General features: G+C 44.2%; 28 protein-coding genes. All 28 read right to left on the reverse strand.

The window, feature by feature from the left end; genetic code table 11:
- Window positions 1–10 precede the first annotated feature (10 nt).
- The 28 genes from QZT80_RS05510 to rplW all read right to left on the reverse strand — a co-directional run bounded on the left by QZT80_RS05510 (window position 11) and on the right by rplW (window position 16,252).
- Entirely contained in the window at window positions 11–844 is an 834-nt protein-coding gene (locus QZT80_RS05510) for a zinc ribbon domain-containing protein (protein WP_295118807.1), read from the reverse strand.
- A 125-nt stretch (window positions 845–969) separates the two neighbouring features.
- Window positions 970–1,458, reverse strand: a complete 489-nt coding sequence (rplQ, locus tag QZT80_RS05515; RefSeq protein ID WP_295118810.1) for a 50S ribosomal protein L17 — start codon at window positions 1,456–1,458, stop codon at window positions 970–972.
- Window positions 1,459–1,536: 78 nt separating this feature from the next.
- Entirely contained in the window at window positions 1,537–2,532 is a 996-nt protein-coding gene (locus QZT80_RS05520) for a DNA-directed RNA polymerase subunit alpha (protein ID WP_295118813.1), read from the reverse strand.
- A gap of 105 nt (window positions 2,533–2,637) precedes the next feature.
- Window positions 2,638–3,243 carry a 30S ribosomal protein S4 gene (rpsD, locus tag QZT80_RS05525; RefSeq protein ID WP_295118816.1) on the reverse strand — a complete coding sequence of 202 codons (606 nt, stop codon included), beginning with the start codon at window positions 3,241–3,243 and terminating at the stop codon, window positions 2,638–2,640.
- 168 nt (window positions 3,244–3,411) lie between these two features.
- Window positions 3,412–3,810 (reverse strand): 30S ribosomal protein S11, encoded by a 399-nt coding sequence (gene rpsK, locus QZT80_RS05530; protein ID WP_295118819.1) that lies wholly within the window; start codon window positions 3,808–3,810, stop codon window positions 3,412–3,414.
- A 111-nt stretch (window positions 3,811–3,921) separates the two neighbouring features.
- Window positions 3,922–4,302: a 30S ribosomal protein S13 gene (gene rpsM, locus QZT80_RS05535; protein ID WP_295118822.1), complete on the reverse strand. Its 381-nt coding sequence runs from the start codon at window positions 4,300–4,302 to the stop codon at window positions 3,922–3,924.
- 66 nt (window positions 4,303–4,368) lie between these two features.
- Window positions 4,369–4,485 (reverse strand): 50S ribosomal protein L36, encoded by a 117-nt coding sequence (gene rpmJ, locus QZT80_RS05540; protein WP_072360626.1) that lies wholly within the window; start codon window positions 4,483–4,485, stop codon window positions 4,369–4,371.
- Window positions 4,486–4,593: 108 nt separating this feature from the next.
- A complete protein-coding gene (infA, locus tag QZT80_RS05545) occupies window positions 4,594–4,812 on the reverse strand; it encodes a translation initiation factor IF-1 (protein WP_012789309.1) in 219 nt (72 codons plus the stop codon).
- A 157-nt stretch (window positions 4,813–4,969) separates the two neighbouring features.
- A complete protein-coding gene (gene map / locus QZT80_RS05550) occupies window positions 4,970–5,773 on the reverse strand; it encodes a type I methionyl aminopeptidase (RefSeq protein WP_295118843.1) in 804 nt (267 codons plus the stop codon).
- A gap of 168 nt (window positions 5,774–5,941) precedes the next feature.
- Window positions 5,942–7,285, reverse strand: coding sequence for a preprotein translocase subunit SecY (secY, locus tag QZT80_RS05555; protein WP_295118846.1), 1,344 nt, complete (start codon window positions 7,283–7,285; stop codon window positions 5,942–5,944).
- A 78-nt stretch (window positions 7,286–7,363) separates the two neighbouring features.
- On the reverse strand, window positions 7,364–7,810 hold the full coding sequence (gene rplO / locus QZT80_RS05560; protein ID WP_295118849.1) for a 50S ribosomal protein L15: 447 nt from the start codon (window positions 7,808–7,810) through the stop codon (window positions 7,364–7,366).
- A gap of 113 nt (window positions 7,811–7,923) precedes the next feature.
- A complete protein-coding gene (gene rpmD, locus QZT80_RS05565) occupies window positions 7,924–8,109 on the reverse strand; it encodes a 50S ribosomal protein L30 (RefSeq protein WP_295118852.1) in 186 nt (61 codons plus the stop codon).
- Between the two features lie 79 nt (window positions 8,110–8,188).
- Window positions 8,189–8,707: a 30S ribosomal protein S5 gene (rpsE, locus tag QZT80_RS05570; protein WP_295118855.1), complete on the reverse strand. Its 519-nt coding sequence runs from the start codon at window positions 8,705–8,707 to the stop codon at window positions 8,189–8,191.
- Between the two features lie 81 nt (window positions 8,708–8,788).
- Window positions 8,789–9,142: a 50S ribosomal protein L18 gene (gene rplR / locus QZT80_RS05575; protein WP_295118858.1), complete on the reverse strand. Its 354-nt coding sequence runs from the start codon at window positions 9,140–9,142 to the stop codon at window positions 8,789–8,791.
- A 122-nt stretch (window positions 9,143–9,264) separates the two neighbouring features.
- Window positions 9,265–9,819, reverse strand: coding sequence for a 50S ribosomal protein L6 (gene rplF / locus QZT80_RS05580; RefSeq protein WP_295118861.1), 555 nt, complete (start codon window positions 9,817–9,819; stop codon window positions 9,265–9,267).
- A gap of 116 nt (window positions 9,820–9,935) precedes the next feature.
- Window positions 9,936–10,334, reverse strand: coding sequence for a 30S ribosomal protein S8 (gene rpsH, locus QZT80_RS05585; RefSeq protein WP_295118863.1), 399 nt, complete (start codon window positions 10,332–10,334; stop codon window positions 9,936–9,938).
- A 95-nt stretch (window positions 10,335–10,429) separates the two neighbouring features.
- Window positions 10,430–10,699 (reverse strand): 30S ribosomal protein S14, encoded by a 270-nt coding sequence (gene rpsN / locus QZT80_RS05590; RefSeq protein WP_295118866.1) that lies wholly within the window; start codon window positions 10,697–10,699, stop codon window positions 10,430–10,432.
- 78 nt (window positions 10,700–10,777) lie between these two features.
- Entirely contained in the window at window positions 10,778–11,353 is a 576-nt protein-coding gene (gene rplE, locus QZT80_RS05595; protein WP_295118868.1) for a 50S ribosomal protein L5, read from the reverse strand.
- The gene (gene rplX / locus QZT80_RS05600; RefSeq protein WP_295118871.1) at window positions 11,353–11,691 is read right to left on the reverse strand and encodes a 50S ribosomal protein L24; all 339 of its coding nucleotides are present in this window, start codon (window positions 11,689–11,691) and stop codon (window positions 11,353–11,355) included. Before rplX ends, rplE begins: the two co-directional genes overlap by 1 nt.
- A 133-nt stretch (window positions 11,692–11,824) precedes the next feature.
- Window positions 11,825–12,193: a 50S ribosomal protein L14 gene (rplN, locus tag QZT80_RS05605; protein WP_295118874.1), complete on the reverse strand. Its 369-nt coding sequence runs from the start codon at window positions 12,191–12,193 to the stop codon at window positions 11,825–11,827.
- A 76-nt stretch (window positions 12,194–12,269) separates the two neighbouring features.
- The gene (rpsQ, locus tag QZT80_RS05610; RefSeq protein ID WP_295118877.1) at window positions 12,270–12,527 is read right to left on the reverse strand and encodes a 30S ribosomal protein S17; all 258 of its coding nucleotides are present in this window, start codon (window positions 12,525–12,527) and stop codon (window positions 12,270–12,272) included.
- 94 nt (window positions 12,528–12,621) lie between these two features.
- Window positions 12,622–12,822, reverse strand: a complete 201-nt coding sequence (gene rpmC / locus QZT80_RS05615; protein WP_295118880.1) for a 50S ribosomal protein L29 — start codon at window positions 12,820–12,822, stop codon at window positions 12,622–12,624.
- 54 nt (window positions 12,823–12,876) lie between these two features.
- On the reverse strand, window positions 12,877–13,296 hold the full coding sequence (gene rplP / locus QZT80_RS05620) for a 50S ribosomal protein L16 (RefSeq protein ID WP_244837286.1): 420 nt from the start codon (window positions 13,294–13,296) through the stop codon (window positions 12,877–12,879).
- Window positions 13,297–13,373: 77 nt separating this feature from the next.
- On the reverse strand, window positions 13,374–14,168 hold the full coding sequence (rpsC, locus tag QZT80_RS05625; protein ID WP_367112853.1) for a 30S ribosomal protein S3: 795 nt from the start codon (window positions 14,166–14,168) through the stop codon (window positions 13,374–13,376).
- Between the two features lie 52 nt (window positions 14,169–14,220).
- Window positions 14,221–14,565 (reverse strand): 50S ribosomal protein L22, encoded by a 345-nt coding sequence (rplV, locus tag QZT80_RS05630; protein ID WP_295118885.1) that lies wholly within the window; start codon window positions 14,563–14,565, stop codon window positions 14,221–14,223.
- 124 nt (window positions 14,566–14,689) lie between these two features.
- Window positions 14,690–14,956 carry a 30S ribosomal protein S19 gene (rpsS, locus tag QZT80_RS05635; protein ID WP_295118887.1) on the reverse strand — a complete coding sequence of 89 codons (267 nt, stop codon included), beginning with the start codon at window positions 14,954–14,956 and terminating at the stop codon, window positions 14,690–14,692.
- Window positions 14,957–15,029: 73 nt separating this feature from the next.
- The gene (gene rplB / locus QZT80_RS05640; protein WP_295118889.1) at window positions 15,030–15,863 is read right to left on the reverse strand and encodes a 50S ribosomal protein L2; all 834 of its coding nucleotides are present in this window, start codon (window positions 15,861–15,863) and stop codon (window positions 15,030–15,032) included.
- An 89-nt stretch (window positions 15,864–15,952) separates the two neighbouring features.
- Window positions 15,953–16,252, reverse strand: a complete 300-nt coding sequence (rplW, locus tag QZT80_RS05645) for a 50S ribosomal protein L23 (RefSeq protein WP_295118894.1) — start codon at window positions 16,250–16,252, stop codon at window positions 15,953–15,955.
- Window positions 16,253–16,258 lie beyond the last annotated feature (6 nt).

The raw sequence follows: 16,258 nt of genomic DNA on the forward strand, positions 1-16,258 counted from the left end.
TTTAAACCCTTTAGGAGCCCACTTTTACGGAGCGCAAAAGCCTCTCCGCCACCTGGCTACCGGTATCATCTGCAGCGCCGTAAGTAATTAATAATTGACGGATTTCATCCCCATCTACAATAATCAAATTATCAAATTGAAGGGCGGTATTGCTTTGGTAAACATAACTACCTTTTTGAAGTATGGCGGGCTTTCCATCTATCATAATTTCGTGCTGATCATAGTCGAACTGGCTGTATAGCTGCTGAGATTGCCACTCAACTATCGCGGCGTTTGCTATTGTAGACAGGTTAGCATTGTTCCCTTCTTTCCATTTCAACATTATCAGATCAATCCTGAAGCCGTCTGCATCATTATTTCGGAATGCCCCGTTTAAGTCCGCATATGTAGCTAATTCAGGCGCAAGGCTGTGTTCATAAGGCATGAGTGAAGTGGGTGTCTCAAATGTCAAGAGGCTATCTGCACCGGGCCCGAAGCGTTGCCATGAGGATGTGAGCCAGGATGAAGGTGTTTTAACTTCATTAAAAGATTTCGCTATCCGCTTTCCAAATTGGGTGGCAAATGCACCTGCCACAACACAAACTACTATCACTGCGGCTATGGCGATCGTCTTACGGGTTTTGGCTGATATTTTCCGCTTGAATGCTCTTCTTTCAGCTTCCGCCTTGGAGCCGGAAAGCCCCACCTCCTGCTTAAATTGTTCGAAATCTTTCGCCGGATGCTCAAGTTTCCATGAACTATAATTAGAACCTAACTTTTTACCACAATGGTCGCAAAAAGTTGCGTATTCAGATTTCAGCGGATTAAGGTATCCGCAATTCTCACATTTCAAGTAATACTGCATAGGTGTGGTGGTTTCGCTATAGGATAGAACACATTACATTATAAATATACAAATACCCTGCCACATATAAAAAAAGGACAAAGCGTAACGCTTTGTCCTTTACGAGAAGAATCTTATAATAACAACTATTCAGCTGCTTTTTCTTCTTTAGCTTCTGCAGCCGGAGCTTCACCTTCTGCTTTCTTCTTCGCACCACCGGCACGACGAGTTTTCTTAGCAGGAGCAGCTTCAGTAGCGGCTGTTTTACCGTAGATTTCGTTGAAGTCTACCAGTTCAATCATCGCTATTTCAGCAGCATCGCCCAAACGCTTACCCAGTTTAATGATACGAGTGTAACCACCGGGACGGTTAGCGATTTTCTCGCTGATAGTGCCGAACAGTTCCTTAATCGATTCCTTATCCTGCAGGTAGCTGAACACGATCCTCCTGTTATGCGTGTTATCTTCTTTAGCCCTTGTGAGCAGTGGCTCTACGTATACGCGCAGTGCTTTTGCTTTTGCAAGAGTAGTAGTAATACGCTTGTGGCTGATCAGTTCCATAGCCAGATTACTCATCAGGCTTTTGCGGTGGGCCGCCTTGCGGCTTAATCTGTTTAATTTAACTCCGTGACGCATGACATTTTGTTTTACTCCCCTATACCGTGTCAGGAATTACAGGGTACTGATGTTTGATTATTGATAAGCAGGTTTGGCCTACTCTTCTTCCAATTTGAGTTTAGACAAATCCATACCGAAGTGAAGACCTCTTTCGCCTAACACTTGTTCGATTTCGCTGAGTGATTTCTGACCGAAGTTTCTGAACTTCATCAATTCTTCCTGCTCGTACTGTACCAGTTCGCTCAGTGAATTGATTTTCGCAGCTTTCAGACAGTTAAACGCACGTACGCTCAAATCCAGATCTTCCAGCGGAGTTTTCAGGATTTTGCGCAGTTGCAGAGTCTGTTCATCAACTACATCTTCTTTCTCAGTGTCTTTAGTATCGAAGCTGATGTTTTCATCAGTGATGATCATCAGGTGTTGGATCAGGATGCGGGATGCTTGTTTTACCGCTTCTTCCGGATGGATAGTACCGTCAGTGATCACTTCCATGATCAGCTTCTCGTAATCGGTCTTTTGTTCCACACGGGTGTTTTCGATGCTGTATTTCACGTTTTTGATCGGCGTGAATACAGAGTCGATAGCGATAAAACCAAAAATACCATCTTTGGATTTATTTTCTTCTGCAGGTACATAACCACGGCCTTTACCGATAGTCAGTTCGATATCCAGTTTAGCGGATGGATCGAGTGTGCAAAGAAGCAGTTCGGGGTTCATGATCTGGAATGAATTCGTAGCTTTCTCTATCATATCGGCACGGAACTCGGTTTTGCCTTTGATAGAGATCTGCACCTTTTCGTTACTTACTTCATTCTCTACGATCTTCTTGAAGCGCACCTGTTTCAGGTTCAGGATGATCTCTGTTACGTCTTCGGTGATACCTTTAAGGGTAGCGAATTCGTGGTCAGCGCCTTCAATCTTTATTCCCACAATGGCATAGCCCTCCAAAGACGACAGCAACACACGACGAAGCGCGTTACCGATGGTCACGCCATAACCTGGTTCTAACGGACGGAACTCGAATTGAGCTTCAAAGTCGGTAGACTTCTGCAAAACGATCTTGTCAGGCTTTTGGAAATTTAATATTGCCATTGATATGATAGTTTTAAGATTTGAATGTATGATATATAATATCGTAAATGTCCATGACACATAGACCCGGTTAAGGACCATGCGCCATGGACTAAAAAAGTACTATTATTTAGAGTACAACTCTACGATCAGCTGCTCCTTGATATTCTCAGGAACGCTTTCCCTTTCAGGATATGCGATGAATGTACCTTTATTATCTTTCTCGTTCCAGTCTAACCAGCTGAATTTCGGGTTTTTACCGCGAATAATGCTGGTCAGTGCTGTGTTACCTGCTGTTTTATCTTTCAGGCCGATGATATCGCCTGGTTTCAGCTGGTAAGAAGGTACGTTCATAACGTGACCATTCACAGTGATGTGTTTGTGAGAAACGAGCTGACGGGCAGCCGGACGGCTAGGTGCAATACCCAGACGGAATACGGTGTTATCCAAACGAGCTTCCAGCAGTTTGATCAATACCTCACCGGTAACGCCTTTTCTACGGTTAGCTTCGTCGAACAGATTACGGAACTGGCGCTCCAATAAACCATAGGTGTATTTTGCTTTCTGTTTCTCTCTCAGCTGCAGAGCGTATTCACCCAATTGCTTACGCTTCCTGGTAGCACCGTGCTGACCGGGAGGGTTGCTGTTCTTGCCTAAATACTTGCCATTACCGAGAATGGGCTCGCCAAAGATTCTAGAAATCTTGGTCTTGGGTCCTGTGTACCTTGCCATGTTTTTCTTTGTTAGATTTTTTAGTTACGATGTGCGCTCTTCAAAAAATCCAAAAACCTGATCGCACACCCACTGTTAAGTGTAAATATAAATTCCAAATTCCAGGATTCAGTAACCCCTCCGGTAAATAAATATACCGAAAAGAACTGTATCCTGGAGTTTGATAAACTAAACCCTACGTTTCTTAGGAGGACGGCAACCGTTGTGCGGTAAAGGCGTCACATCTTTGATCATGTTTACTTCGATACCTGAGTTCGCGATTGCACGGATAGCGCTTTCACGACCTGCACCAGGACCTTTTACAAACACGTCAGCTCTTTTCAGACCAGCGTCGATAGCTACTTTAGCAGCATCGCTAGCAGCCAGCTGCGCAGCGTATGGAGTGTTCTTTTTAGAACCTTTGAAACCCATTTTACCTGCAGAAGACCAGGATATTACCTGACCGAATTTATTGGTGATGCTAACAATAATATTGTTAAAGCTGGCGGAGATATGTACGTCTCCGTAGTTATCTACCTTTACTACCCTTTTCTTCGCAGCAGCTTTGGTATTGGTTGCTTTTGCCATAGTTATTAAAATTCCGAATATGACTTTCCTGATCCGTTTATATGAACACCCAATTTCGTTGCCTGATACTCCGGATCTGGAAGTTAGAATATCAGCCCAGGGCCTTATTTACTATTTCTTAGGTGCTTTCTTCTTACCAGCAACTGTCTTACGCTTACCTTTACGTGTACGGCTGTTGGTACGTGTACGCTGACCTCTCAGCGGCAGACCTTTCCTGTGACGCAGGCCACGGTAGCAAGCAATATCCAGCAAACGCTTGATATTCATCTGAACTTCTGAACGAAGCTGGCCTTCAACCTTGAACTCACCATTGATGATGTTACGGATTGCTGCCTGATCATCGTCATTCCAATCTTTCACTTTCTTGCTCAGATCAATTTCTGCTTTTGTCAGGATATACTGGGCGGTAGAACGACCAATACCAAAAATATAGGTCAGGCCAATTTCGCCTCTTTTGTTTTTAGGAAGATCTATACCGGCTATACGTGCCATATCACTTGTTTAATTTATAATGTCAGTGTTGAATAAGCGACGGGAATACTCCCTCCGCGCGCCAAATTATCCCTGGCGTTGTTTAAAGCGAGGATTCTTTTTGTTGATCACAAGCAGTTTACCTTTTCTGCGCACAATCTTGCAATCCGCACTTCTTTTCTTGATTGAAGCTCTAACCTTCATATATTTAAATTATAAGATAAAAATTAAAAGTTGTGTTTGTTATTGCACTACGTGCGTCAGTCTTAAAAGAAAACCAGTAACTCTCGTAACCTATCCCCAGATAATTGACTATTTGTACCTAAAAATGATTCTTCCTCTCGACAAATCATATGGGCTCATCTCTACACCCACCTTATCGCCTGGCAGGATTCTGATGTAGTGCATTCTCATTTTGCCAGAAATGGTAGCCAGGATCTCATGCCCGTTTTCCAATTTTACACGGAACATTGCATTCGATAAGGCTTCTAAAATAATACCATCCTGCTTAATAAGTGCCTGTTTAGCCATAAAAATTTTTAGGAATGCAAAGATACCATAAAAGTTTCTGAAATGGAAAAAATTCCAAAAATAATTCTTTCCCGCGCTACGATTGCGTTTGTAGCTCTCTCTACCTTTCCTCTGCCTGAATAATATTTATTGTAAATCAATATAATACGAATATAAATTAATTATACACAACACTAAGCTCAGGATTACTTTTTTCCGCAGCTTCTATTCCGGCGAAGGTAGAAAGCATATCTGGCTTTCCTTTCATCACCGCAACTGTGTGTTCAAAGTGTACCGAAGGCTTACCGTCCGCCGTATTCACTGTCCAGCCATCCTCCAACCAAACGATCTCACGGGTGCCGAGATTGATCATCGGTTCTATACAGATTACTAACCCCTCCTTCATCACCGAGCCACTGCCTCTACGCCCGTAATTGGGCACCTGGGGATCTTCATGCAGGTGCTTGCCAATACCATGACCAACCATCTCACGAACAATACCGTATCCCTTTTCTTTCTCGATGTATTCCTGGATAGCGAAGGAGATATCTCCTATCCTGTTGCCGGCCACCGCTTTTTCAACGCCTTTTACAAGCGCCGCCTTCGTAGCATTCAACAAATGCTGTAATTCCGGCTTCACGTTGCCTATTCCGAACGTATAAGCACTGTCGCCATGGTATCCGTTGCTAAGTACCCCAACGTCCACAGAAACGATGTCTCCATCCTTTATCACGTGTTTGTTAGGAATACCGTGTACAACTGCTTCATTTACCGAAATACAGCAGGTATTGGGAAAACCTTTGTAATTTTTAAATGCCGGAACCGCACCGTTATCGCGGATGAACTGCTCCGCCAATGCATCGACCTCCAAAGTAGTCATGCCCGGTTTAATAGATTTCGCTACCTCTTCCAGTGTGGCGCTTACAAGTAATGCGCTTTTCCTGATTAACTCTATCTCTTCTTTCGACTTATAGTAAATCATAGCATGCAAAGTTACTTAAAATTAGCCTAAATCCAGCCGAAAACCCTTGTCTGGTGCGGCCGGGCCAATTAAAAACTTTAGCCACCGGTACAGGAAACAAAGCTGCTAAATTAACCTGCTTTGTGTCATGTGCCAGGTGGCTAAAATATAGGATTAAGCCGTTAGGGCTTATACATTTGCGGGTGTAGTCCTGCCTTTTATACGGCCAGAGCTCATCAGACCATCGTAGTGGCGCATCAGCAGCTGGCTTTCGATCTGTTGCAGGGTATCGAGGATAACACCTACCATGATCAACAGGGAAGTACCACCAAAGAAGGATGCGAAACCTGCATTAATGTGCAGGGCCGAAGCCAGACCTGGAAGAATACCAACCAATGCCAGGAAAAATGCACCAGGCAATGTGATACGGTCCATTACAGCACCGATATAATCTGCAGTAGCCTGACCAGGTTTTACACCAGGAATGAAACCGTTGTTACGTTTCATTTCTTCAGCCATCTGCGAAGGATTAAATATCAGGGCAGTATAGAAGTAGGTAAATACAATTACCAGTATACAGTAAATAAGGCTGTAGTACCCGTTTGTGGGATCGCTAAATATCCGAACGAAACCAGAAGCGCTTTCAGACGATGTTGCAAAGTTGATAGCAGTTGCAGGAATGAACATAATAGCCTGAGCGAAGATGATTGGCATAACACCCGCAGCATTCACTTTAAGCGGAATGAACTGGCGTACACCACCGAATTGTTTGTTGCCAACAATTCGTTTCGCATAGTTAACAGGGATCTTCCTGGTACCTTGCACCAGCAGGATAAGCCCGACAGTGATAAGGATGAAGAACGCGATCTCTATCAGGAACATTAGCAGTCCCCCACCACCTTCTGTAGTCCTGGATACGAATTCCTGAAAAAGCGATTCTGGAAGACGGGCAAGGATGCCTACCATGATGATAATGGAAGTACCGTTACCAATACCTTTGTCTGTGATTTTTTCACCGAGCCACATTACAAACAGCGTACCGGCTGTAAGTACTACCGTAGTAGAGAGCCAGAACATGAATGAGCCATAGGCATCGATAATAGCACCACCGGATTGCTGTTTCAGGTAAGCCACGTAAGCGCTTGCCTGGAATGCAGTAACAACAACTGTAAGTATACGAGTGTATTGGTTGATTTTTTTTCTACCGCTTTCGCCTTCTTTCTGCAGTTTCTGGAAATAAGGTACTGCAATGGTTAACAGCTGGATAGCAATTGAAGCCGAAATGTAAGGCATAATGCCCAGGGCAAATATGGAAGCGCGGGAGAATGAACCACCGGCGAACATATTAAACAGTCCCAGGATACCCTTACTTGACGTTTCGGCAAAAGCTGCCAGACGGTTAGGGTCGATACCGGGCAGGGCAATGTAAGATCCCACGCGGTAGATCAGGACCAGGAGCAACGTTGTAAGAATGCGGTTGCGCAAGTCTTCGATACTCCAGATATTCTTGATAGTTTCGATAAATTTCTTCACAGGAAGACAAGGTTTAATAGCGCTTGCAAAATACGAGAAGACGCACTACTCCGTAGGCGTCTTCTCTATCGTAAAAACTTATACCAGTTCTACTGAACCGCCTGCAGTTTCGATAGCTTGTTTAGCTTTCTCGCTGATTGCGTTCACTTTCAGAGACACTTTGCTTTTCAACTCACCATGACCAAGTACTTTAACCTGGGCAGTTTTGTTGATCAGACCGTTCATGTACAGTGTATCCAGGGAGAATTCCTGAAGACCGTATTTCTCAATGATCTGCTCAAGCTGACCAATGTTAAATACTTTGTATTCAATACGGTTGTTGTTGACAAAGCCTCTTTTAGGCAGGCGACGTTGGATCGGCATCTGACCACCTTCGTGTCCTCTTTTAGAAGAGTAACCAGTGTTTGATTGCGCACCCTTATTACCTTTAGTAGCGGTACCACCTTTACCGGAAGCTTCACCACGACCTAAACGTTTCTCTTTATGTACAGCACCTTGTGCAGGTTTTAATGTATGCAGGTTCATGTCTATAATTTTTTTTACTTACGCGGAAATCAACCGCTCGCTTGCTTTAAAATAAAATTTATTGCCGGGGCAATATAGTAAACTTAGGTAATAGAAGAAAGAAACCGGAAAAATTAACCGTTAACTTCCTCAACCTTTACCAGGTGGTTTACTTTACGCACCATACCGAGGATCTGAGGAGTAGCTTCAACTTCAACAGCCGCGTTCATCTTTCTGAGACCCAGCGCCTGTAATGTAAGTTTCTGCCTTTCAGGACGGTCAATGCCACTTTTTACCTGAGTGATCTTGATCTTTGCCATTTTATTAATCAGTTTGAAGTTCGTTAGTAAAACTGCAGCTGCCTTTCAGCGCACTGTAACTTTACAGCACCGAACAAGATTATCCGTTAAATACTTTCTTCAAAGAGATGCTTCTCGTTCTAGCGATAGACACCGGCTCGCGGAGCAGGCCCAGCGCTTTGAAGGTAGCTTTTACCACGTTGTGAGGATTGGCAGAACCCAAAGATTTAGCCAATACGTCGGTGATACCTGCACTTTCAAGAACAGCACGCATAGAACCACCAGCGATCACACCTGTACCATGAGCAGCAGGTTTGATCAGTACTTTCGCAGCACCTTCTTTGGCAAACTGATCATGAGGAATTGTACCGTGCATTACAGGTACTTTGATCAGGTTCTTTTTAGCATCATCTATACCTTTAGTGATAGCTTCCTGTACCTCTTTGGCTTTACCCAGGCCGTGACCAACCACGCCATTCTCGTTACCTACAACCACCAGGGCAGAAAAGCTGAATGTACGACCGCCTTTGGTAGTTTTGGTAACCCTGTTGATAGCTACCACTTTTTCCTTCAGCTCCAGCTCACCAGCTTTTATTTTATTGAATGAATTCTTTGCCATTTGTTTAAATAAGAATTACGATTTCAGAATTATGCTTTTGACACCCGGCTATTCCAAAGAATAACCGGTGCGGAGCTTGATTTAGAATTGCAGACCGGCTTCACGGGCACCATCGGCTACCGCCTTGACACGACCATGGTAAAGGTAACCGCTTCTGTCGAAAACTACTTTGGTAAGGCCCAGAGCAACGGCTTTAGTAGCCAGTGCAGCGCCCACCAATTTAGATTTTTCGCTTTTATTGCCCTTCTGCGCAACAATATCCTTATCGCGTGAAGAAGCTGATGCCAGGGTAGTACCGTTGGTATCATCTATCAGCTGCACGTAGATTTCTGCATTACTGCGGAATACCGAAAATCTAGGTGTCTGTGCAGTACCGCCCACTTTCTTACGAATGCGGTAGCGGATCTTCTGTCTTCTGATTACTTTAGTGTTCATTGTTTATTTATTTAAGAACCCGATGCTGCCGGATTCAAAATCCTGCTCCGCCGAAACGGAGCAGTGGAATGTTAAAAAATGATTCAATTACATCGATCGCCCGTTTAAGGAACGATGCGGTATTATTTACCGGCAGATTTACCTGCTTTCTTACGTACCACTTCGTCGCTGTAGCGAACACCTTTACCTTTGTAAGGCTCAGGCTTACGGAGGCTGCGGATTTTAGCAGCAACCTGACCGAGTAATTGTTTATCGATACCTTCCAGCATGATCTTAGGGTTCTGACCTTTTTCAGTTAAAGTAGCAACCTTCAGTTCTTTTGGAATTTCGATGATAATATTGTGTGAGTAACCGAGTGACAGGTCCAAAAGCTGACCCTGGTTGGCGGCTTTGTAACCTACACCTACCAGTTCGAGTTGCTTTTTGAAACCCTCGGTTACACCAGCTACCATGTTAGCGAGCAGCGCGCGGTATAAACCGTGCAAAGCGCGGTGACGGATCTGATCGGTAGGACGATATACGGTAAGCACACCTTCAGCTACTTCAACTTTAATATCCCTGTTGAGTACTTCCTTCAGTTCGCCTTTAGGGCCTTTTACCGTGATTTCATTAGCCGGGGAAACTGTAACAGTAACACCGCTGGCCAATTTGATAGGACTCTTTCCTATACGTGACATAACTTTTCAGTTTATTAAGTTAAATATGTTGAGTTCAAAGCGTTCCGTGTTCAGCGCCGTATAGAAAGCTTAATTGTCAGATACGCTTTTAGCGGCCCTGCGGCCGCTGTAAAGTCTTAGTAAATGTAGCACACTACCTCACCACCTACGTTCTGAGCTTTCGCCTCTTTGTCGGTCATTACACCTTTAGAAGTAGAGATGATAGAAATACCCAAACCGTTTTTCACGCGTTTGAAGTCGGCAGGGCTGGAGTACTGGCGAAGACCGGGGCGGCTGATACGCTGCAGATCGGTGATAGCCGGAACTTTAGTCTGAGGATCGTATTTCAAAGCGATCTTGATCAGACCTTGTTTGTTATCCTCTTCGAATTTGTACTTCAGGATATAACCCTTGTCGTACAGAATTTCTGTGATACGTTTTTTCAGTTTAGAGGCTGGAATTTCCACGATTCTGTGGTTAGCCATTTGCGCGTTGCGGATGCGCGTTAAAAAGTCTGAAATTGGATCAGTAACCATTGTTTCAAAAAAGTTAAAAATTTACAATGCGATATCCAACCGATAAAGGAAAGGAATCAGTTGCTGCCGGTATGCTGGACCGGGCTTATTTGTGCTTACCAGCTAGCTTTTCTAACACCAGGGATTTTACCTGAAAGGGCCATGTCGCGGAACATGTTACGGCACAGGCCAAATTGGCGCATGTAACCTTTTGGACGACCGCTCAGTTGGCACCGGTTGTGCAGGCGAACGGGAGATGCATTTCTAGGCAGTTTGTCAAGTGCTGCGTAATCGCCTGCGGCTTTCAGCTCAGCGCGTTTCTCAGCAAATTTTTCTACCAGTGCTTCTCTCTTTCTTTGTCTGGCTTTAATGGATTCTCTTGCCATATTAAATTGTTGATATTCCGGTTTTAAAATCCCAAATCCCAGGCTTTTAATAGCCCGGGACTTGTTATTTCGAATATATTATTGATTATCTTTCTTCATGTTACGGAACGGCATACCCAGTTCTCTCAGCAGCTCGTAAGCTTCTTCGTTAGTTTGGGCAGTTGTCACGAAAGTGATATCCATACCAGCGATTTTAGTCACTTTATCGATATCGATCTCAGGGAAGATGATCTGCTCGGTGATACCCATTGTGTAGTTACCACGGCCATCAAATGCCTTTTCGTTAACGCCTTTGAAGTCACGTACGCGGGGCAGGGATACAGACACCAGCCTGTCCAGGAACTCGTACATGTTAACACCACGAAGTGTTACGCGGGCGCCAATTGGCATATTTTTCCTCAACTTGAAGTTGGAGATATCTTTTTTAGACATAGTAGCGATGGCTTTCTGACCTGAAATACGGGTCATTTCGTCCACTGCGATGTCAACCAGTTTCTTATCACTAACTGCACCGTTAATACCCTGGTTCAGGCATATTTTGGTGAGGCGTGGAACCTGCATCACTGTTTTGTAGCTGAATTTCTTCATCAGTGCATTTACCACTTCTTCGCGGTACTTGGTAGCCAGCCTGGGTGTGTATGTAGTGTTTGCCATTATTTAATTACCTCCCCTGATTTTTTAGCTATACGAACTAATTTACCGGTCTCTCTCTGCCTGGTAACCCTTGTAGGTTTGCCAGCTTTAGCATCCCAAAGCATAACATTAGAGATAGCGATAGGCGCTTCCTGCTTTACGATACCACCTTTGGTATTCTGAGCAGTCGGTTTTGTGTGTTTGGTGTTAATATTAACACCTTCCACCAGCACGCGTGCCTTCTCAGGAAGTACTTCCAACACTTTGCGGGCTTTGGTTCTGTCCTTGTCGTCGCCGGCAATAACTACTACCAAGTCGCCTTTCTTAATGTTGAACTTTGGCTTGAATCTAGTTTTCATTATTTGTTTATTTAAAACGCCAAGCGAAACCTTTGTTTCGCTTGATTAATAAGTTTTCTCGTTTTTGAAACGGGCTGCAAAGATATATATAAAAAGCGAAAAGGCAAAATCTGCCTTTTCGCTGATAAATATCTTAGAGTACTTCAGGAGCGAGAGAGATAATCTTCATGTATCCTTTATCCCTGAGCTCACGGGCTACCGGACCGAAAATACGGGTTCCGCGAGGCTCGTCGGCGTTGTTCAGCAATACAACTGCGTTGTCGTCAAAGCGGATATAAGATCCGTCTTTACGGCGCAATTTGTTCTTGGTCCTAACGATAACTGCTTTGGTTACGCTACCTTTCTTAACGCCACCACCAGGGATAGCGTCTTTCACTGTAACTACAATCTTGTCGCCTACTCTTGCGTAGTCCTGGCCGGAGTTACCCAACACGCGGATGCAGAGTACTTCTTTAGCACCAGAGTTATCAGCTACGTTCAGCCTTGATTCTTGTTGTATCATCGTAATACTTTTTGATGGTTGTTTAATCAGCGGCTGTAACTGCACAGGCAGCTTACAGCTTGAAACAATTGTTTGATTATTTTACTTTTTCGATAATCTCTACCAGTCTCCAGCACTTATTCTTGCTCAGCGGGCGGGTTTCCATAATTTTTACGGTATCGCCGATGCTGCACTCGTTCTTCTCGTCGTGTGCCATGAACTTGGTAGTTTTCTTAACGAACTTACCATAAATCGGGTGCTTTACTTTACGTTCTACGCTAACGGAGATCGTTTTATCAGCTTTATTGCTGGATACCACACCAATCCTGGTTTTTCTTAATTTTCTTTCGGTCATTTTGAAAGTATTTTACCACCGTGCTCCCTTACGGGAGGTTTTAAAAATATATTTATTTGAGCAGGCTCAAAGCAGGGCCGTAACCCTGTTGGACTTAAGCGCCCAGCTCTCTTTTGCGCAGTTCTGTTTTCATGCGGGCAATATCCCTTCTTATACCACGAATAATCATTGGATTTTCGATGGGAGTGATTGCGTGGCCGAATGAAATCTTTTTCAGGCGCAGTGTTTCTTCAGAGATTTTCTCTTTCAGTTCTTGTTCACCAAAGCCCTTAAGATCCAGTTTAGCTTTTGCCATTGTATTATTTTTTGTTTCTGTTTTTTGAATTCAGTACGTAATAAAACCTGCGGCTTATGCTACGTAATCGCGGCGTACTACGAACTTAACTGCGATTGGCAGTTTCTGTGCGGCCAGTTCCATAGCTTCTTTCGCAACCTGCAAAGGTACGCCGTCAGCTTCGAACAGGATCCTGCCTGGTTTTACAACAGCAGCCCAATGATCAGGAGCACCTTTACCTTTACCCATCCTCACTTCCAAAGGTTTAGCAGTGATCGGTTTGTCTGGGAATATGCGGATCCAAACGTTACCTTCACGCTTCATATGCCTGGTCAGAGCCACCCTGGCCGCTTCTATCTGGCGGTCAGTGATCCACTTAGGTTCCAATGCTTTGAGGCCGAAAGTACCAAAAGAAAGGGTTGCTCCCCTCTTGGCGTTACCCTTGATGCGGCCTTTGTGCATCTTCCTGTGTTTCGTTCTTTTTGGCTGTAACATCGTTTATGTTGTTAAATAGTTATTTATAAATCTTCGTGGCTTACACCACCCTGTTTATCTTATTGTGCTTCAGATGATTATCTGCGGGGACCACGGTCACCACCACCTCTTCTGTCGCCACCACCACGGTTATCTCTGCGGTCGCCACCACGATCGCCACGGTCACCACCACGGCTAGGAGCGCCACCACCGCGAACATCACCTTCTTTACCGCTAACAGCATTAGGGTTCAGGTCGCGTTTGCCAAGTACTTCACCTTTACAGATCCATACTTTGATACCGATTTTGCCATAAACAGTCTGTGCAAACAGTGAAGCGTAATCGATGTCCATACGGAAAGTATGCAAAGGAACACGTCCCTGCTTCATTTCCTCTGAACGTGCGATTTCAGCACCGCCCAAACGACCGCCAACTTTCACCTTGATACCTTCGGCGCCCATTCTCAGAGCAGTTGCAATTGCCATTTTGATAGCGCGTTTGTAGTTGATACGGCTTTCAATCTGTTTTGCAATTGTTTCACCTACGATATTGGCGTCGATCTCAGGACGGCGGATCTCCAGGATATTGATCTGAACATCTTCCTTACCGGTCAATTTTTTCAGTTCTTCCTTGATACGATCCACTTCTCCACCGCCTTTACCTATGATGATACCAGGTTTAGAAGTATGAATGGTGATGATAAGTTTACCCAGTGTTCTTTCGATCACTACCCTAGAAATTCCGCCTTTGTTAATACGGGCATTCAGGTATGTCCTGATCTTGTTATCCTCGATCAGTTTGGTAGAGTAATCCTTTTTGCTACCATACCAATTAGAGTCCCATCCTCTGATGATACCTAACCTGTTACCAATAGGATTTGTTTTCTGACCCATGTTCTGGTTTTATTTGTCTATGAGTTTAATACTATTTGTTTCCTTTAACTGCTTACGCTTTGCTGTCAACTACGATGGTTACGTGGTTGCTCCTTTTACGGATACGGTAGCCACGACCCTGAGGAGCCGGACGCATTCTTTTCAACTGGCGTCCACCATCTACGAAGATCGTTTTTACGTACAGGTTAGCATCTTCCGCTCTGGAACCTTCGTTCTTCACTTTCCAGTTTGCGATAGCAGATACCAACAGCTTTTCCAAAGGCACACTTGGGTGCTTGGTATGGAATTTCAAAATGTTCAAAGCTTTCTCTACATCCAATCCGCGGATCAGGTCTGCCAGCAAACGCATTTTGCGGGGAGATGTAGGATTATTATTGAGCTTAGCTACTGCTTCCATTGTTATATGTTTCGGATTCGTGTTAATTGTTTCTAGTCAGCGATTCCGGTTCAGTATTTCAGGTTTCATTCTTTTTGAGGGTGATACCCTTACCGGAAACCGAAAAACTAAAACCTTACACTAATTACATTTTCTTGTTGGCGTGTCCTTTGAAGTTACGCGTAGGTGCAAATTCACCCAGTTTATGACCAACCATGAACTCTGTTACATACACAGGGATAAACTTATTACCGTTGTGTACTGCGAAAGTATGGCCCACAAAATCAGGAGTGATAGTTGAACGGCGGCTCCACGTCTTGATAACAGTACGTTTAGTGCCTTCATTCATTTTCTCTACCTTCTTCTCTAATTTCTGGTCTACGTAAGGACCTTTTCTAATGGAACGACCCATGTTGTTGTGTTTAAATTCCGTTTATCAGAGCCGGTCCCGGACTTCCTTCCGGGACCGCACCAGGATTTAAATATTATTTGTTTTTACCGCTTTTCCTGCTGATGATCAGTTTATCAGAGCTCTTATGTGGCTTCCTTGTTTTCAGACCTTTAGCATATTTGCCAGTCCTTGAACGTGGATGACCACCGCTTGATTTACCTTCACCACCACCCATCGGGTGATCTACAGGGTTCATCGCAACACCACGGTTTCTTGGGCGAATACCCCTCCAACGGTTAGCACCTGCTTTACCGATAGACTGAAGCGCGTGATCTGAGTTAGAAACGGTACCTACAGTAGCTTTACAAGTGTTCAGTACTTTACGGAGCTCACCAGAAGGCATTTTCAATACAGCGTATTTTTCCTCCTTGTTCGAGAGCTGAGCATAAGTACCAGCGCTTCTTGCGATAGCGCCGCCTCTGCCTGGCTGCAGTTCAATGTTGTGAACAACAGTACCCAAAGGCATGTTTTTCAGCGGTAATGAGTTACCCAGTTCAGGAGCAATATCAGAACCACTGATTACAGTAGCGCCAACCTGCAGGCCCTGAGGAGCCAGGATATAACGTTTTTCACCGTCTGAATAGTTAAGCAACGCGATAAATGCGCTACGGTTTGGATCGTACTCGATAGATTTAACGGTAGCAGGAATATTCTCCTTGTTACGTTTGAAATCTATGATACGGTAGTGTTTTTTGTGACCACCACCGATATAGCGCATGGACCTTCTACCCTGAGCATTCCTACCACCGGTCCTTTTAATTGGATCGAGGAGGCTTTTTTCAGGCTGGTCAGTAGTCAGCTCTGCATATGCATTGCCAATTTTCCAACGGGTACCGGCTGTAATCGGTTTGTACTTTTTCAGTGCCATTTTCTAAAGTCTAAAGAATTTGTAATTCAGTTTATTAAATCGATCTTGTATATACATCCATCTAGCGGTTATTTCAACCGTTGAGGGCACTACATGTTAGCATACAGATCTATCGCTTCACCCTGTGCGAGGGTAACTACTGCTTTTTTGTAAGAAGGCTTCTTACCGGCAATAAAACCAGCTTTGGTAAAACGGAATTTGTTTTTACCAGGCATTACTGCGGTATTCACCTCAGCTACGGTTACTCCGTAAAATTCTTCCACTGCCTTTTTGATCTCCAGTTTGTTGGCTTTCTTGTCAACAATGAAGTAGTAGCGGTTGAATTTATCGGTAGCTTTATTCACCTTTTCAGATACCACCGGTTTGATTAAAACATCAGAAGGTTTCATCTTTTA

Origin of the sequence: uncultured Chitinophaga sp., from assembly GCF_902168175.1 — a bacterium.
Lineage (GTDB): Bacteria > Bacteroidota > Bacteroidia > Chitinophagales > Chitinophagaceae > Chitinophaga.

What these genes read in the sequence shown, in the direction of transcription:
- rpmJ (WP_072360626.1), bottom strand. Translation starts at nt 4,485, where the DNA reads ATGAAGGTTAGAGCTTCAATCAAGAAAAGAAGTGCGGATTGCAAGATT.
- rplB (WP_295118889.1), bottom strand. Translation starts at nt 15,863, where the DNA reads ATGGCACTGAAAAAGTACAAACCGATTACAGCCGGTACCCGTTGGAAA.
- rpsS (WP_295118887.1), bottom strand. Translation starts at nt 14,956, where the DNA reads ATGGGTCGTTCCATTAGAAAAGGTCCTTACGTAGACCAGAAATTAGAG.
- rpsM (WP_295118822.1), bottom strand. Translation starts at nt 4,302, where the DNA reads ATGGCACGTATAGCCGGTATAGATCTTCCTAAAAACAAAAGAGGCGAA.
- rplF (WP_295118861.1), bottom strand. Translation starts at nt 9,819, where the DNA reads ATGTCACGTATAGGAAAGAGTCCTATCAAATTGGCCAGCGGTGTTACT.
- QZT80_RS05510 (WP_295118807.1), bottom strand. Translation starts at nt 844, where the DNA reads ATGCAGTATTACTTGAAATGTGAGAATTGCGGATACCTTAATCCGCTG.
- rpsC (WP_367112853.1), bottom strand. Translation starts at nt 14,168, where the DNA reads ATGGGTCAGAAAACAAATCCTATTGGTAACAGGTTAGGTATCATCAGA.
- rpsQ (WP_295118877.1), bottom strand. Translation starts at nt 12,527, where the DNA reads ATGACCGAAAGAAAATTAAGAAAAACCAGGATTGGTGTGGTATCCAGC.
- rpsN (WP_295118866.1), bottom strand. Translation starts at nt 10,699, where the DNA reads ATGGCAAGAGAATCCATTAAAGCCAGACAAAGAAAGAGAGAAGCACTG.
- rpsD (WP_295118816.1), bottom strand. Translation starts at nt 3,243, where the DNA reads ATGGCAAGGTACACAGGACCCAAGACCAAGATTTCTAGAATCTTTGGC.
- rplE (WP_295118868.1), bottom strand. Translation starts at nt 11,353, where the DNA reads ATGGCAAACACTACATACACACCCAGGCTGGCTACCAAGTACCGCGAA.
- rpsK (WP_295118819.1), bottom strand. Translation starts at nt 3,810, where the DNA reads ATGGCAAAAGCAACCAATACCAAAGCTGCTGCGAAGAAAAGGGTAGTA.
- rplV (WP_295118885.1), bottom strand. Translation starts at nt 14,565, where the DNA reads ATGGAAGCAGTAGCTAAGCTCAATAATAATCCTACATCTCCCCGCAAA.
- rpsE (WP_295118855.1), bottom strand. Translation starts at nt 8,707, where the DNA reads ATGGCAAAGAATTCATTCAATAAAATAAAAGCTGGTGAGCTGGAGCTG.
- QZT80_RS05520 (WP_295118813.1), bottom strand. Translation starts at nt 2,532, where the DNA reads ATGGCAATATTAAATTTCCAAAAGCCTGACAAGATCGTTTTGCAGAAG.
- rpmC (WP_295118880.1), bottom strand. Translation starts at nt 12,822, where the DNA reads ATGGCAAAAGCTAAACTGGATCTTAAGGGCTTTGGTGAACAAGAACTG.
- rplQ (WP_295118810.1), bottom strand. Translation starts at nt 1,458, where the DNA reads ATGCGTCACGGAGTTAAATTAAACAGATTAAGCCGCAAGGCGGCCCAC.
- rplP (WP_244837286.1), bottom strand. Translation starts at nt 13,296, where the DNA reads ATGTTACAGCCAAAAAGAACGAAACACAGGAAGATGCACAAAGGCCGC.
- rplW (WP_295118894.1), bottom strand. Translation starts at nt 16,252, where the DNA reads ATGAAACCTTCTGATGTTTTAATCAAACCGGTGGTATCTGAAAAGGTG.
- map (WP_295118843.1), bottom strand. Translation starts at nt 5,773, where the DNA reads ATGATTTACTATAAGTCGAAAGAAGAGATAGAGTTAATCAGGAAAAGC.
- rplX (WP_295118871.1), bottom strand. Translation starts at nt 11,691, where the DNA reads ATGAAAACTAGATTCAAGCCAAAGTTCAACATTAAGAAAGGCGACTTG.
- rplR (WP_295118858.1), bottom strand. Translation starts at nt 9,142, where the DNA reads ATGAACACTAAAGTAATCAGAAGACAGAAGATCCGCTACCGCATTCGT.
- infA (WP_012789309.1), bottom strand. Translation starts at nt 4,812, where the DNA reads ATGGCTAAACAGGCACTTATTAAGCAGGATGGTATTATTTTAGAAGCC.
- rplN (WP_295118874.1), bottom strand. Translation starts at nt 12,193, where the DNA reads ATGATACAACAAGAATCAAGGCTGAACGTAGCTGATAACTCTGGTGCT.
- rpmD (WP_295118852.1), bottom strand. Translation starts at nt 8,109, where the DNA reads ATGGCAAAGATCAAGATCACTCAGGTAAAAAGTGGCATTGACCGTCCT.
- rplO (WP_295118849.1), bottom strand. Translation starts at nt 7,810, where the DNA reads ATGAACCTGCATACATTAAAACCTGCACAAGGTGCTGTACATAAAGAG.
- rpsH (WP_295118863.1), bottom strand. Translation starts at nt 10,334, where the DNA reads ATGGTTACTGATCCAATTTCAGACTTTTTAACGCGCATCCGCAACGCG.